This window comes from Micromonospora sp. RTGN7 (assembly GCF_033804645.1).
In the GTDB taxonomy this organism is placed as follows: domain Bacteria; phylum Actinomycetota; class Actinomycetes; order Mycobacteriales; family Micromonosporaceae; genus Micromonospora.
In genome coordinates this window covers 203,102-217,814 of record NZ_JAPZLF010000001.1, presented here as the reverse complement: position 1 = coordinate 217,814, position 14,713 = coordinate 203,102, and the positions used below count along the sequence as shown (strand labels likewise).

The window sequence follows — 14,713 nt, the reverse complement described above, 5'->3', positions numbered from 1 at the left end:
CGGATTTCGGGGCCCCACGGCAGCCAGTTGCCGCGAAGCGGGGAGGCGGAAATGGTTCAGGCCGAAGGGTTCGCCGAGCACGGGTACGACGCGGTGCGCGAGGTCTTCCAACAGCTGTTGGAAGACGGCCGGGAAACCGGGGCGGGGGTGTCGGTCTGGCGCGACGGCCGGGAGGTCGTCCGGCTCAGCGGCGGTTGGGCCGACCCCGAACGGCGGCGCCCCTGGCGCGCCGACACCCTGGTGCAGCCGTACTCACTGTCCAAGGTCTTCACCACGCTCGCCGCCCTGATCGCCGTCCGCGACGGCGCGCTGTCTCTGGACGAGCCGATCGCCACCTACTGGAAGGCGTACGGCAGCAGAGGCAAGGAACGGACCACGCTGCGTCAGGTGCTCACCCACCAGGCGGGTCAACCCCGGTTCCCGGCCGAGGCCGCCACACTCGACCTGCTCGACGACACCGCGCTCCGGGCGAGCCTGGCCGAGGCGGCACCGGAGTACGTGCCCGGCACATCGCTGGGAGAGCACGCGCTCACCTACGGCCACCTCATCGACGGCATCCTGCGCGCCGCCACCGGCAGCACACTTCAGGAGGTCCACAGCGGCGTCGTGCGCCCCGCACTCGGGCTGGACGCGTGGTTCGGCGTACCGGACGACGCCCTGGACCGCGTCGCCGACCTGGAGTACGCGAGTCCGGATTGGCCACATCAACTCCACGCGGCCCCGTGGTTGCAGATACCCGCAGGCGTGCTCGACACCACGCGGGCGAACTCCAGGATCTGGCGTCAGTCGGTCTTCGCGGCGGTCAACCTGCACACCACCGCGTCCGCCATGGCCGGCTTCTTCGCCCACCTCACCAGCGACGACGGACCCCTGCGCCGGCTACTCGGCCCCGACCTGCACGCGGAGCTGCTGAGATCCCAGGTCACCGGACACGACGAGGTCTTCGGCACCAGGCTCACCTGGACACTCGGACTCATCCGCGACCGCGGCAAGATCGCGAAAGGTGGCATCGGAGGCTCCGCCGCCTGGTGGTCACTCACCCACCACCACGCCTGCGCGTACCTTACCCGCAGGCTGGGCGACCACTCGCGCGCCGCAGCCATCGCCGCGGCCCTCGACGACAACCTGGCCGTAGTCGGGGAGGACTGAACCAGCAGCGGACCCTTTCGCGCCACTTCTCCATGATCAATGTGCGGGAATTCGGGTCCCGCCCTGGAGGCGTCGGCGGGTGAGCGCAAGCATGTCGATCAATTAGCCGGGGCCGCCGGTGATGTCGTGGCCGCGGAGAAGGGCGTCGCCTCGTAGTAGCCGTTCGGGCCGATGCTGCGCCGCTGGCGACATCCACGGAGCCCTCGACCGGCTCTTCAAAGACGTCTTCGCCTTCGAGGAGTCCTCGGCGCTGCACGGCGAGCGCAAGGAGGACGCCGCTCTGCCGGTGAGCTGGCGGCGATGGACTCCTGTGATTCAGCGCGCGCGGCGGTAGTGCATGGCCACCGCGCCGTTGTGGAGCGGCTTCGCCGAGAGCAGCTCGAGCTGGCGCGTGCCGGGCAGCCCGCCCTGGTACAGCGTCGGGCCGTGGCCGGCGATCCTGGGATGGACGAGCAGCTGGTACTCGTCGATCAGGTCCAGCCGGTCGAGCTCGGTCGCGAGCTTGCCGCTTCCGAGGAGGACCCCGGCCGGGGTCGCGTCCTTGAGCTTCTGCACGCCCTCGCGCAGATCGCCGGCGATGTGGTGGCTGTTGGCCCACGGGAAGTCCTTGCGCGTCGACGACACCACGTACTTGGGCTTGGCCTCCAGCTTGACCGCCCACTCACGCATGGCCGGCGGCGCCTCCTCGTCGCCGCGGGCGACTGCCGGCCAGTAGCTCTCCATCATCTCGTAGGTGACACGACCCCACAGCATTGCCCCGCACTCGTCCATGAGACGGGTAAAGAAGGCACGCGTCTCGTCGTCGGCGATCCCCTCCTGGTGGTCGACGCAACCGTCCAGGGTGAGGTTGAAACTGAAGATGAGCGGTCCCATGGCGGCGAGTCTAACGCCACTACGGCGTCGGCCCAGGCGGGCGTCGCGTCAGCGGAAACGTGTCGAGGGATTGAGGCCAGCGGGAGTTAAGAGCGACCGGCAATAGGTAGGGCATCTGGGCGGACGGGCCCCCGAGATAGGTCCGAGCGGGTCACCGCACACCTGGATTGCGGTTACGACAGCAACCGGACCCGTGACCTGCTCGAAGAGATCGGCTTCGATGCCGAGATCGCCCGCAAGGGCGTGCCAGCCCCGGTCCAGATCGGCAAACGCTGGGTGGTGGAGCGGACCAACGCATGGATGAACGGCTTCGGCAAGATCGCTCTATGGAGTCACGCGGCGGCCTATCGGAAACGACCCGCAGCTACCGAACAGCTGATCGAGATGACGCTAGTCGGTGACGAGGCAGACGTCGGCGGGCGCTGGTGGCGTCCACAGGAGTGGTGCGCGGCTTGCCCGTCATGAACGTGTTGCGTAGATAGGCGTTGGCCATCGCATCGTCTATTGAGACCAGTAAGTAGAGTCGTCCCACAGGTTAGGCACCACTCCACAGGGCCGTGATCCGAGGCCAGAGTAGGGACAGGACGTTGACCGAGCAGCACACCCCCGCACAGCAAACCGGCAACGACGAGGCCGTCCTCCGCATCGTCGCGGACGTGCTGAAGGTGCCACACGTCGCCCTGACCGACAGCTTCTACGACTTCGGCGGCACGTCGCTCCAGGCCATGCGGATCTGCGCCCGGCTCGGCAAGGAACTGGGCGTACGCATCAGCCCGGAGGTCCTGTTCGACAGCGACACCCTGGCCGACGTGATCTCGGCGACCGAGGCCTGAGCGCCGACCCGATTTCGCGCGTCGCCCAGTCCTGCCGGACATTCAGGAGCCAGCCCCGTGCCGCACTCCCGCCCCACGCCTCCCCGGCTCATCCACGAGGCGGTGACCCACCAGGCGCACCTGCGCCCCTCCGCCGTAGCGCTCCTGCACCGCGACGAGCGCGTCGACTACGCGACCCTCGACGCAGCCGCGAACGCCTACGCCGCTGCGCTCTGGGCGGCCGGTGTGCGGCCTGGGGCCGTCGTTGCGGTGCTGCTGCCCCGGTCACCCCGCCTGGTGGCGGTCCTGCTGGCCGTCCTCAAGTGCGGCGCGGCCTACGCAGCCCTGGACCGCCGCTGGCCGGGCGAGCGCATCGACCAGGTCACCTCGTTGGTACGGGCATCCATGATGGTGTCCGACGCCGAGGCGAACGGCGACGTACCGCACTGGATCGTGCCGAACGAGCCGCTGGCCCAGGCAGCCTCGCACCGCACCGAAACCCCGACGGTGTACGTCGACAGCGCTGACGCCGCCACTGTCTTCTTCACCTCGGGCAGCACCGGCGTACCCAAGGGTGTGCTCTCCCCGCACCACGCGACCACCCGGCTCTTTCCCGGGCGCGGCTTCGCCGACTTCGGGCCCGGCCGGGTGGTGCTGCAGGCCGCCCCGGTCTCCTGGGACGCCTTCAGCCTGGAGCTGTGGGGCCCGCTGACCAGCGGTGGCACCTGCGCCATCGCGGACGCGGACTATCTCCTCCCCGACACCCTCGCCGACCTCGTCACCGCGACCGGGCTGGACACCGCCTGGCTGACCTCTTCGCTGTTCAACTTCCTCGTCGACGAGGACGACCCGGATCACCCCTGCTTCACGGGCCTGCGCCAGGTCATCACCGGCGGGGAGCGGCTCTCACCGCCCCATGTGCGGCGATTCCTGACCCGATACCCGGACACCACCCTGATCAACGGGTACGGGCCGGCGGAGAGCTGCGTCTTCGCCACCACCCACCGGATCAGCCTGGCGGACTGCGACGACCCGGGCGGCATCCCCCTCGGCGTGCCGGTGCCCGAGACGACCGTGCACATCCTGGGCGGAGAAGAGCCGGGGGCGGTGGGGGAGATCTGCCTCGCCGGTGCGGGCCTGGCGCTCGGCTACGTCGGTGACGTCGACGCCACGGCCGCCACCTTTCCCCTCCTTCCGGTCGACGGAAAGCCCGTGCGGGTGTACCGGACGGGGGACCTGGGCCTGCTGGACTCCGCCGGGGTGCTGCACTTCCGTGGCCGATCCGATCTCCAGGTCAAGATCGCCGGGCACCGGATCGAGCCGGGCGAGATCGAGAGCGCCGCCCGGAGGATCCCCGGCATCCGGGAGGCCGCCGTGGTGCCCGTCCCGGCCCCGGGCGGCGGGTACGACCGGTTGGCCCTGTTCTACACGGCAGACGATTCCGCCGCCCCGACCCCCGCCGCGGTGCGCCGCGCGCTGGCCGCCACGCTGCCCCGATACCTGGTGCCGCACACCGCGCAGCGCCGCGACGCCCTGCCGACCACGACCACCGGCAAGCTCGACCGCAGCGCCCTGCTCGCCGCCCTGTGACACCGGGCCCGTCCCAATCCGACCTGGTCCCGCTCCGAAGCGACCTGGTCCCGTACCGAACCGGAGAGCGCCCCTCATGACGCCCGCCACGCCCCCCGCCGACACCCCGGCCCCCGGTTACCCGATGTCGTTCGAGCAGGAGTCCATCTGGCTGAACGACCAGTTCCAGCAGGGCACCTCCCGGTACGTCGAGTCGTGGGCGTACCGGCTGCGCGGCGCGCGGATCGACCCGGTGGCCGCCCGGCGGGCGCTCACCGAGATCGTGGCCCGGCACGAGGCGCTGCGCAGCCGGCTGTCCCTGGTCGGTGCAGAGGCGTGGCAGACCGTGCTGCCGCCGGCCCCGGTCGAGCTGGACGTCCGTCGGGTGAGTCCGCACGAACTGCCCGCCGCCACGGTCGCGGCGGCGACCCGGCCGGTGGCCCTGGACCGGCCGCCCCTGCTGCGGGCGACGCTGCTGCACCTGGCCGCCGACGACGCCGTCCTGGTGGTGGCGATCCACCACGCGGTGATCGACGGCTGGTGCTTCAGCCTGCTCGACACCGAGTTCAGCGCCCTCTACCGGGCCGCGCTGGACGGCACGGAACCCGGGCTGCCCGACGTTGCCCTCCAGTTCGGCCCGTACGCCCTACAACGCCGCCGGGTGGACGCCGCCGACCACGGCGAATCCCTCAAGTACTGGCGGGAGACGCTGCACGGGGCCCCACCGGAGTCGTCCTTCCCCACGGACCGGCCTCGGCCGGCGATCCTCGGCGCAGGCGGTGACCGCGTCGGGTTCACCCTGGACGCCGAGCTCGGCACCGGCATCCGCGCGCTCGCCCGCCGGGTGCGGACCACGCCGTTCACGGTTCTGACCACGGCGCTGACCGCGCTGATCTCCCGGCTGACCGGGGCCGACGACGTGGTGGTCGGCACGCCCGTCTCCCGCCGGGACGACGAGATCCTCGAACCGATGATCGCCTGCCTGACCGACATCATGCCGCTGCGCCAGCGGGTACCGGCCGACGCGTCCTTCGTCGAGCTGCTCACCGGGGCGAAGGAGCAGGTGTGGGGTGCCATCGAGCACCGGGACGTGCCCTACTCGCGCCTGGTCCGCGAGCTGGAGGTGGAGCGCTCACCGAGCCGCTTCCCACTGTTCCAGGTGGTCATCGGGCTCGACGACGCCCCGCCCCCGGCCCTGGACCTGCCGGGCGTGACCGCCGAGCGGCTCTACGTCCACTCCGGCACCGCCAAGTACGACATCTTCCTGCACCTCGTACCCGCTCGGGGCGGCTTCGACGGCTTCCTGGAGTTCTCCACCGACCTCTTCGACCGCCGTACCGCCCAGCGCCTGGCGGAGCGGCTGCGCACCCTGCTGACCGAGGCCGTCGCCCACCCCGACCTGCCCCTGCGCTACCTGGACCTGCTGCCGGCCGCCGAACGCCGGCTGATCCTCGACTCCTGGGTGCCGGGGGCTGCCGCCCCGGCCGGGCCGCCGCTGGCGCACGAGTCCGTCGCCGCCCAGGCGCTGCGTACGCCCGACGCTCCGGCGGTCGTACACGGGGACCGGGTTCTGTCCTATGCGGAGCTGGACGCGGCGGCGGTGGCGGTGGCGGCGCACCTGGTCGCGCGGGGCGTGGCCGGGCGTCCCGTGGGCGTCTGCCTGCGGCGCTGCCCGGAGCTTGCCGTCGCGGTCCTGGGAGTGCTCAAGGCCGGCGGCGCCTGCCTGCCCATCGACCCCGGGTACCCGCGCGACCGGATCGCCTACCTGGCGACCGACAGCGGCATCCGGGTCGCCCTGGTCCAGCGGGAGCTGACCGGGCTGCTCCCCGGGACCGTCGAGACGATCTGCCTGGACGACCTTCCGGCCGCGCCCGCAGCGGAGCTGCCCGTGGCGGCCCCCGCCGACCTCGCGTACCTGATCTTCACGTCCGGCTCCACCGGCCGCCCCAAGGGCGTGGCCATGCCGCACCGGGCGTTGGCCAACCTGCTGGCCTGGCAGCGCACCCGATCCCTCGCCGGGCCCGGCACCCGGACCCTGCAGTTCGCCGCGCTCAGCTTCGACGTGGCCTTCCAGGAGTTTTTCAGCACCTGGGCCACCGGAGGCACCCTGGTCATGGTCGACGACGAGACGAGGCGTGACCCGGCCCGCCTGCTCGACCTGCTCGCCGCCGAGCGCGTCGAGCGGCTCTTCCTCCCGTTCGTCGCCCTCCAGCAGCTCGCCGAGTACGCCTGCGCCGCCCACCGCTCGGCGGCCACCCTCCGGGAGGTCGTCACGGCGGGGGAGCAACTGCACGCCACGCCCGCCCTGCGGAAGTTCTTCCGGCGGTGGGCGCCCGGCGCGGTGCTGGAGAACCAGTACGGCCCCTCCGAGACGCACGTGGTCACCGCCGAACGCCTGGACGGCGACCCGGACACCTGGCCCGACCTGCCGTCCATCGGCCGCCCGGTCGACGGCACCCGGGTGGTGCTGCTGGACCGGTGGCAACAGCTCTGCCCGATCGGCGCGGTGGGGGAGATCTGCGTCGGCGGCCAGGCGTTGGCCGTCGGCTACCTGGGGCGTCCGGAGCTGACCGCACAGAAGTTCGTCGCGGACCCGTTCCAGCCGGGCGCCCTGCTCTACCGCACCGGCGACCTGGCCCGGTACCTGCCTGACGGGCGAATCCAGTGCCTGGGCCGCCTCGACAACCAGGTCAAGATCCGTGGACACCGGGTGGAGATCGAAGAGGTCGCCTCCGCCGTCCAGGCCGTGCCCGGAGTGGCCCACGCCGCCGTCGTCGCCCGGGACACCGCCGCCGGAGGCAAGCGCCTGGTCGCGTACTACCAGCCCGCAGCCGGGGTCGTCCTGCCGCCGGAGGTGCTGCGCCGCACGGTGGCCGGTCGGCTGCCGGAGTACCTGGTGCCGTCGGTCTGCGTACCGGTGGAGACGTTCCCCCGCACGTCCAGCGGCAAGCTGGACCTGGCCGAGCTGCCGCCGCCGGACGCCCTCGCCGCGGAGCCGGCAGACTCGTACGTGGCACCGGAAACCACCGCCGAGAAGATCATCGCCGGGATCTGGCAGGACGTGCTGGGTACGGCCCGGGTCGGTGCCCACGACGACTTCTTCGCCCTGGGCGGTCACTCGCTCCTGGCGACCCGCCTGATGCTGCGGCTCCGGCAGGAGTTGGGGGTCCAGATCCCGCTCGGGGCCCTGTCGGCGTCGCCGACCGTCGCCGGCCTCGCCGCGCTGGTCGACCGCGATCAGCGGCCGGGGCGGGAGTCCGACGGTCGGGGGTACGCCGGGCGGGGCCTTGACCTGGCCGCCGAGATCGAGCTGCCGGTGGACATCGTTGCGGCCGGCGAGACGATCCGGGTGGCGGAGGACCCCGCTCACGTGCTGCTCACCGGCGCCACCGGGTTCCTCGGCGCGTTCACCGTGCGCTCCCTGCTGGACCGTACCCGTGCCGTGGTGCACTGCCTGGTGCGCGGTGCGGACCGGGAGCAGGCCGCAGCGCGGTTGCGCCGGGTCCTGGAGGGCTACGGACTCTGGGACGAACGCGCCGAGCGACGGGTCGTCACCGTCCTCGGTGACCTGGCGCGGCCCCGCCTGGGGCTTCCCGACGACGCCTTCGACGAGTTGGCCCGCCGGGTGGAGGCGGTCTACCACGTGGGCGCCGCCGTGAACCTCTTCTCCTCGTACGCGCAGCTCAAGGCGAGCACGGTGGGCGGCACCGCCGAGATCCTGCGGCTGGCGGCCCGGCACCGCAGCGTGCCGGTGCACCACGTATCCACGGTCGGCGTGTACGCGGGACACGCGGGACACGCGGACGACCCGATCGGGCCGGAGCGTCCCACCGGCCCGGCGGAGGCCCTGGAACATGGCTACCCGCAAAGCAAGTGGGTGGCCGAGGGGCTGATCGAAGCCGCCCGCGCCCGGTCGCTGCCCGCCACGATCTACCGGCCCACCCGGATCGCCGGGCACAGCCGCACCGGCGCCTGCCAGCGCGGCGACTACCTGTGGCTGATGCTCAAGGGCTGCGTCCAGGCCCAGGCCGCGCCTGCCGGGGTGGACGCCGCCTTCGACCTGGTGCCCGTGGACTACGTCAGCGACGCCATCGTCACCCTGTCCCGGCAGCCCTCGGCGGCCGACCACACCTTCCACCTGGCCGCCGGGCGGCTGCTGCGGCTGGACACCGCGCTGGGCCGGCTGCGGTCCGGCGGCTACGCGCTGCCCGAGATCGCTCCAGGGGAGTGGCTGGGCCGGATCGGCGCCGACCCGGGCAACGCGGCATTCCCGCTGTTGGGGAGTTTGGCCGCCGAGCTGACCGGGGGCGGCTCAGAGGGCGGCCTGGTCTTCGACCCCGGTGCCACCGACGCCGCACTGGCCGGCTCCGGCGTGACCCGCCCCGAGGTGGACGAGGCGCTCTTCGACACCTACGTCGGGTACTTCACCCGGACGGGGTGGCTCCCGGGAACAGCGGAGCGCTGACGAGCCTGATCCAGTGCCGCGTCTTTGCGCGTTGACGGTGCAATCCGTCGGTTCTGCGACGGATACGCGTTCGGGTCGGGCGGTTGTGTCAGGCACGATGTGGGCGTGATCCTGTTGGTTCCCGCGCACCCTCTCCGTCCGCGCCACCCAGACGAGCACTTTGCGGCTGAGGCAGCAGCCGCTCGTGCTGCCGGGCTCGATGTGGCGGTGGTCGACCACGACACGTTGGCGGGCGGCGGTGATGTGCGTCGGGCGGTCGCGTCAGTTTCAGGCAGCGGTGTGGCGGTCTATCGCGGTTGGATGCTGCGGAGTGAGCGGTATGCGGCGTTCGCCGAGGTGCTCGCCGAGCGTGGTGTGGTGTTGAGAACCGGTGCTGAGCAGTACCGGCGGGCGCATGAGCTGCCTGGGTGGTATGCCGACCTGGCTGCGGTCACTCCCGCGACGGCGTGGACCCACGGGTCGAGTCGGGCGGACCTTGACCGGGCGCGTGTCGAGCTCGGTGCGGGACCGGCGGTGCTGCGTGACTACACCAAGTCGATGAAGCACTACTGGGACGAGGCCGCCTTCATCCCCGACCTCGGCGACGACGTGGCCGTGTGGAAGGTGGCGAGCCGGTTCCTGGAGCTGCGCGAGGACGACTTCGTGGGCGGGTTCGTGCTGCGGCGCTTCGAACGGTTCGTCTCCGCCGAGGTACGCACGTGGTGGGTGGACGGTGCCTGCGTCCTGATCGGCTCACACCCGGACACCCCGAACGACCTTCCTTCGGTGGAGGTTGATCTTGCTGCCGTCGTACCGTTGATCGCCGGGCTTGGTCTGCCGTTCGTTACCGTGGACCTGGCATTACGCGATGACGGGGTATGGAGAGTCATCGAACTCGGCGACGGGCAGGTCAGTGATCGGCCGATCACCGTCGGACCCGAGACGATGATCGCCGCCCTGCTTGCCCAATGACGCTGAACGACACCGCCGCCGCCGTCGCCGTAGTGAGCGCTAGGACGACCAGCCGGATGATCCCGGCCCCGTGACGACCGGCCGTCCGCTACCTCGACCAGCAACTCCAGCAGGCCGCGGCACGCAGCCGCAGTGCTGTCACCTCGCCAAACGGCACCGCTGGTAACGGGACCACCAGCGGGAATGTCACACTGAACCACGACGAAGCGCCGTCAAGGTCAAGGTCCGTGAGGAACCTGGTCCTGCCGGAGCTTCTTGCTCAACACGCCGGAATTTTCGTACCGCGACAATCGCCACCTACAGCACGGAATTATGATCTTGACATGGTCGTGGCGGTGTAGGTGACCCGCGAGGTCACCCAACACGCGCGGCAAACCGGCCATGGTTGCACACCGAGGAGCATTTGTGTCGGTACAGGACAAGCTAGAGTCGATCTTCACTTCGGTGGTGCGGCGCAACCCTGGCGAGGCCGAATTCCACCAATCGGTGCGGGAGGTGCTCGACAGTGTCGTGCCGGCCTTGGAAAGGCATCCCGAATACGCCGAAGCGAAGATTATTGAGCGGATCTGCGAGCCGGAGCGGCAGATCATCTTCCGGGTGCCATGGGAGGACGATCGCGGTGAGGTCCAGATCAACCGCGGCTTCCGGGTGGAGTTCAACAGTGCCCTGGGCCCGTACAAGGGAGGTCTTCGCTTCCACCCGTCGGTCTATTTGGGGATCGTGAAGTTCCTCGGTTTTGAACAGCTGTTCAAGAACGCGTTGACTGGCATGCCGATCGGCGGCGGCAAGGGTGGGTCGGACTTCGACCCCAAGGGCCGCTCCGACCGGGAGGTGATGCGGTTCTGTCAATCGTTCATGACCGAGCTGTACCGGCACATCGGCGAGTACACGGACGTGCCGGCCGGCGACATCGGAGTCGGTGGCCGAGAGATCGGCTACCTGTTCGGGCAATACAAGCGGATCACCAACCGGTACGAGTCCGGGGTGCTGACCGGTAAAGGCCTCAGTTACGGCGGTGCCCAGGTGCGCCGGGAGGCCACCGGCTACGGCGCGGTGTTCTTCGCCGAGGAGATGCTACGCGCCGACGGCGGCGACAGCCTCGACGGAAAACGAGTGGTGGTCTCCGGCTCGGGCAACGTGGCAGTCTACGCGATTGAAAAGGTGCATCAGCTCGGTGGCACCGTGGTGGCATGCTCGGACTCCTCCGGCTTTGTGTACGACGAAAAGGGAATCAACGTCGAGGTGCTCAAGCAGGTCAAGGAGATCCGCCGGGCACGGATCGACGAATACATCGTCGCCCGCCCGCACGCCACGTTCGTCACAGGTCGCCCGGTCTGGGAGGTGCCCTGCCAGGTGGCGATCCCCTGCGCGACGCAGAACGAGCTCACCGCCGCCGACGCGCTCACCCTGATCGCGGGTGGCTGCACCATCGTGGTGGAGGGGGCTAATATGCCCACCACGCCGGAGGCGGTGCGGGGTTTCGCCGAGGCCGGGGTGCGATTCGCGCCCGGTAAGGCGGCCAACGCCGGTGGCGTCGCGGCCAGCGCGCTGGAAATGCAGCAGAACGCCAGCCGCGACTCGTGGACCTTCGCCCATTCTGAGCAGCGGCTGCGGGAAGTCATGCGGACCATCCACACCCGCTGCTACGCCACCGCCGACGAGTACGGCATGCCGGGCAACTACGTCGCTGGAGCCAACATCGACGGCTTCCGGCTCGTCGCCGAGGCGATGCTCGCCCACGGGCTCATCTGAGACGGCGGGGTGCTGGTGCGCTGTCGATCTTGGAGTCTGGCTGAGGAAGGCTGCGGTCGCCGAGTTCCATCTGGATGCGGCGGGTGTCGTACCAGCTGTCGATGTAGGTGAAGATCGCGTTCTCGGCCTCGTCTCGGGTCCGCCAGGACGTGCGGTAGACGACGTTCGTTCTTCAGCGTCCGCGAACCGGAAAGACGTGTAGTTCGACCCCGTGCCGGAGTAGTGAACCCGCAACCGATCAACCGATGCCACAAGCGGCGTAACACCCGCTGGTCTCACCGGCCTGACAAGTACTGGCCGGACATGCGGACTGCGGAGAGGTGGTGGCTCATCACCCCTGGAGGGAGCGCAACATGTCACGAGGGCGGTCCCGGGTGATGAGCGACGCGCGTGCCTGCGCGACGCCCACCAGGACATCGGGTTGCGATCCCTCCAGGGGTGATGAGCGACACAGGGCCCCCACGTCGACCGGCCCCGCCGGCCCCTGTTGCGATCCCTCCAGGGGTGATGAGCGACTCGCCGCGTCCGACCTCGGCGACAAGCCGCTCCCCAAGTTGCGATCCCTCCAGGGGTGATGAGCGACCGGAGTGACCAGTCGCCCGCGGCGGCGTTACTACGTTGCGATCCCTCCAGGGGTGATGAGCGACAGGTGCCCCTCGGACACATACCGCTCACAGTCGGATGTTGCGATCCCTCCAGGGGTGATGAGCGACCCGGCACCGCAGGGTCTCTACCACTGCATCCGTACCGGTTGCGATCCCTCCAGGGGTGATGAGCGACGACCCGGAACTCGGATTGAGGCAGGCAGGCGCCTACGTGTTGCGATCCCTCCAGGGGTGATGAGCGACATGAAGCGGCGCGGGTCATCGGGGCGCTGTACTCGTTGCGATCCCTCCAGGGGTGATGAGCGACCCGAACCTTAAGTCGCAGGTCAGAGCGCCTTTCCAGGGCCGGATTCCATGGAGTTTTGCAGCAATCCGCCGGTTGTGCATCTGTGCAGGTCAGAGCACCGAATCCGGGTGCCCGAGTGCGGCGCCGAGGGCCTCGACCTGGACGAGGTGCGGCGAACCGATCCGGTACACGCGCACGCTGTCGTAGCTCAGGTCGAGCTGCTCCCGGAGCTTGATCATGAGGCTCCGGTGTTGCGCGGTGGACAGCTCGCCCTCGAAGACGCTGCGCTGCACCCAGTGCAGGTACTGCCGGCAGGTACGCAGGGCGACGGGGTTGCGTTCCACGGCGGTGTCGTAGACTAGGACGATGAACATCGGTCACCACCAGGGCCGAAAGGGCTTGTAGCTCGTTCCTTCGAGACACAGCCGCACCAGCTTGAGCGCCTCCAGGTGAATCAACTCCTCGTAGGAGACCTTGCGCAGCAGTTGCCGGTGGTAGACCGTCGTGGCCAGCTCTTCCCGGACCATCACCGAGACCTTCTTCCGTCCGGCCGGGCTCAGGGACGCGCTGCGTACGTCGCTGACGAAGTCTGCGGCGGTCAGGGTTCGCTGCGCGGCTGCTCGCCGGAGCAGCCGTTCGGCGAGCAGCGGCTTGAACGGTTCGGCGAGGTCGAGGGCGAGGGTGTTGCGGCGTCGGTCGGTGTCGGCGTGCAGGAAGCCGATCGCCGGGTGCAACGGTGTGCACCGGATCGCGGTGAGGACCCGCGCGTACGTGATCGCGTTCAGGTAACTGATGAATGCGTTGCCGGCGTTGCTGGGCGGTCGACGGGTGCGTCCGTCCAGTTGCAGCCATGGGGGCAACAGGGTGTCGAGCACCCCCCAGGCGGTGCGCCGGAAGTTGCCTTCGACGCCCATCAGATCCTCGGTCGACGTGCAGGCGTCGACCTGTGCGGGAAGTCGTTCGAGCGGACCGTCGAGCAGCTTCGTGTCCAGGGCCCAGGCGATGTTGGTAGCGGTCGCCCTGACCAGGGCCCGCGCAACAGCGAGTCGGGCACCCGGATCGGCCGTCAGGGTGACCTGGGCGCGGACGACGTGAGCGGAGGACATGTCGTCGGCCGGGGTCATCGCGCCGGCGTAGTTGCCGTAGTGGTCGAGCAGGTGCACGGTGACGCCGTGCCGGCTGAGCAGCGACACGGCGGCGGTGTTGATGTCGGCGTTGTCGAAGACCACCAGGTCACGGATGTCGGTGATCGGGATACGGACGGGTTGCCCGTCCACCCGCTCGATGCGGATGCTGTTGTCCTCGCGCCGGATCCGGCACGGTTCGGTCAGCCAGTAGCTTCGCCCGCTCGACGATGTCGTCAACCAGCGCTGCGGCGACGGTGTCGAGATCCTCCGGGGTGACGTCGCCCGGATCGGACCGGCCGGCGAGGACCGCCACGGCCCAGGCGCCGCAGGATTGCAGCGGGTGCGTGGTCGACGCCAGCGCCGGCCGGGCCGGGGCGACCACCGTCACCGCACCCACCCGAATCCCTGGATGTTGGACAGTCCGAGCCCCCATTCGCGCAGCGCGCCGATCAGGCGGGGGTCGGCGGTGAGCCGAATCTTCGCGGTCGCGCCGATCCTGATGCCGTTGGCGACCTCGTAGCGTCGCCGAGGGCCGGCCGAGAGCACCTCCAGCTCGGCGTCGCCCGGCAGGCCGAGGACATCGGCCTTGTGCCGGATGTTCGCCAGCAGCGCGGGGACGAACCCGGCGTCGTCGGGCAGGAGGTAGCGGTCTTCCTCGCCCTTGACCACAATGGGCGAGCGGGTCTCCAGGACCGCGGGCGACTCGGGCGCGGCCAACGGCTCCAGTTGGGCACCCTTAACGGTCAGAGTGACCGGCCCCCACCGCAGCTCCCGGCGGCTAATCAGGCCGGCCAACAGATTCCCGGCGAGCGTCGGGATCGGCGAGCCGAACCAGATCCGGCCGTTCGGCGACATCATGTACGCGCTGCGTTTCTTCGGCGCATCGGAAAAGACCGGCGGCGAGATGCCCACCGGCTTCAGGGAACTCTGCTGCCAGCCGGCGTCGTGCAGGTGCGTGGCGAGCGCGGGAGCCTGGTCAGCGATGAGGCCGTAGACCACCGCGTGCGCCACACCGTGCACGTACTTCCAGGGCAGTGGCGCGGTGGGACCGGAGACGTCGGCATAGAACCGCATGAAAATAAGCTCCGTTCGCTTTTGTGATCCGGTGCGGGTAACGATCGGCC

General features: G+C 70.0%; 11 protein-coding genes, 2 pseudogenes and 1 CRISPR repeat array. Of the genes and pseudogenes, 7 read left to right on the top strand and 6 right to left on the bottom strand.

Annotation, left to right across the window (positions count from 1 at the left end; translation table 11 throughout):
• The first annotated feature begins 51 nt into the window (after positions 1-51).
• Entirely contained in the window at positions 52-1,149 is a 1,098-nt protein-coding gene (locus tag SNR22_RS00960) for a serine hydrolase domain-containing protein (protein ID WP_320064301.1), read from the top strand.
• A gap of 315 nt (positions 1,150-1,464) precedes the next feature.
• Here SNR22_RS00960 and SNR22_RS00955 read toward each other — a convergent pair whose 3' ends face one another.
• A complete protein-coding gene (locus tag SNR22_RS00955; protein WP_320064300.1) occupies positions 1,465-2,022 on the bottom strand; it encodes a dihydrofolate reductase family protein in 558 nt (185 codons plus the stop codon).
• 159 nt (positions 2,023-2,181) lie between these two features.
• On the opposite strand from SNR22_RS00955, the pseudogene SNR22_RS29320 reads away from it, so the two are divergent.
• The 6 genes and pseudogenes from SNR22_RS29320 to gdhA all read left to right on the top strand — a co-directional run.
• A pseudogene (locus tag SNR22_RS29320) lies at positions 2,182-2,367 on the top strand (IS5/IS1182 family transposase); the annotation flags it as partial.
• A 242-nt stretch (positions 2,368-2,609) separates the two neighbouring features.
• Positions 2,610-2,855: an acyl carrier protein gene (locus SNR22_RS00945; protein WP_320064299.1), complete on the top strand. Its 246-nt coding sequence runs from the start codon at positions 2,610-2,612 to the stop codon at positions 2,853-2,855.
• 57 nt (positions 2,856-2,912) lie between these two features.
• Positions 2,913-4,424 (top strand): amino acid adenylation domain-containing protein, encoded by a 1,512-nt coding sequence (locus SNR22_RS00940; protein ID WP_320064298.1) that lies wholly within the window; start codon positions 2,913-2,915, stop codon positions 4,422-4,424.
• Between the two features lie 76 nt (positions 4,425-4,500).
• The gene (locus tag SNR22_RS00935; protein WP_320064297.1) at positions 4,501-8,868 is read left to right on the top strand and encodes an amino acid adenylation domain-containing protein; all 4,368 of its coding nucleotides are present in this window, start codon (positions 4,501-4,503) and stop codon (positions 8,866-8,868) included.
• Between the two features lie 99 nt (positions 8,869-8,967).
• The gene (locus tag SNR22_RS00930) at positions 8,968-9,819 is read left to right on the top strand and encodes an ATP-grasp domain-containing protein (protein WP_320064296.1); all 852 of its coding nucleotides are present in this window, start codon (positions 8,968-8,970) and stop codon (positions 9,817-9,819) included.
• A gap of 405 nt (positions 9,820-10,224) precedes the next feature.
• A complete protein-coding gene (gdhA, locus tag SNR22_RS00925; RefSeq protein WP_320064294.1) occupies positions 10,225-11,571 on the top strand; it encodes an NADP-specific glutamate dehydrogenase in 1,347 nt (448 codons plus the stop codon).
• On the opposite strand, the pseudogene SNR22_RS29315 reads toward gdhA, so the two are convergent.
• From SNR22_RS29315 to cas6, 5 genes and pseudogenes are all read right to left on the bottom strand, one after another.
• Positions 11,564-11,728 (bottom strand): annotated as a pseudogene (locus SNR22_RS29315) (hypothetical protein); the annotation flags it as partial. The gene gdhA and the pseudogene SNR22_RS29315 overlap by 8 nt on opposite strands.
• Positions 11,729-11,991: 263 nt before the next feature.
• A CRISPR array of direct repeats spans positions 11,992-12,483; the repeat unit is 30 nt; unit sequence GTTGCGATCCCTCCAGGGGTGATGAGCGAC.
• A gap of 89 nt (positions 12,484-12,572) precedes the next feature.
• Positions 12,573-12,836, bottom strand: a complete 264-nt coding sequence (cas2, locus tag SNR22_RS00920; RefSeq protein ID WP_320064293.1) for a CRISPR-associated endonuclease Cas2 — start codon at positions 12,834-12,836, stop codon at positions 12,573-12,575.
• 3 nt (positions 12,837-12,839) lie between these two features.
• Positions 12,840-13,775, bottom strand: a complete 936-nt coding sequence (gene cas1b, locus SNR22_RS00915; protein WP_320064937.1) for a type I-B CRISPR-associated endonuclease Cas1b — start codon at positions 13,773-13,775, stop codon at positions 12,840-12,842.
• Positions 13,696-13,977 carry a hypothetical protein gene (locus SNR22_RS00910; protein WP_320064954.1) on the bottom strand — a complete coding sequence of 94 codons (282 nt, stop codon included), beginning with the start codon at positions 13,975-13,977 and terminating at the stop codon, positions 13,696-13,698. The genes cas1b and SNR22_RS00910 overlap by 80 nt, the downstream gene beginning before the upstream one ends.
• Positions 13,974-14,663: a CRISPR-associated endoribonuclease Cas6 gene (gene cas6 / locus SNR22_RS00905; RefSeq protein ID WP_320064292.1), complete on the bottom strand. Its 690-nt coding sequence runs from the start codon at positions 14,661-14,663 to the stop codon at positions 13,974-13,976. Before cas6 ends, SNR22_RS00910 begins: the two co-directional genes overlap by 4 nt.
• Between the last annotated feature and the right edge of the window lie 50 nt (positions 14,664-14,713).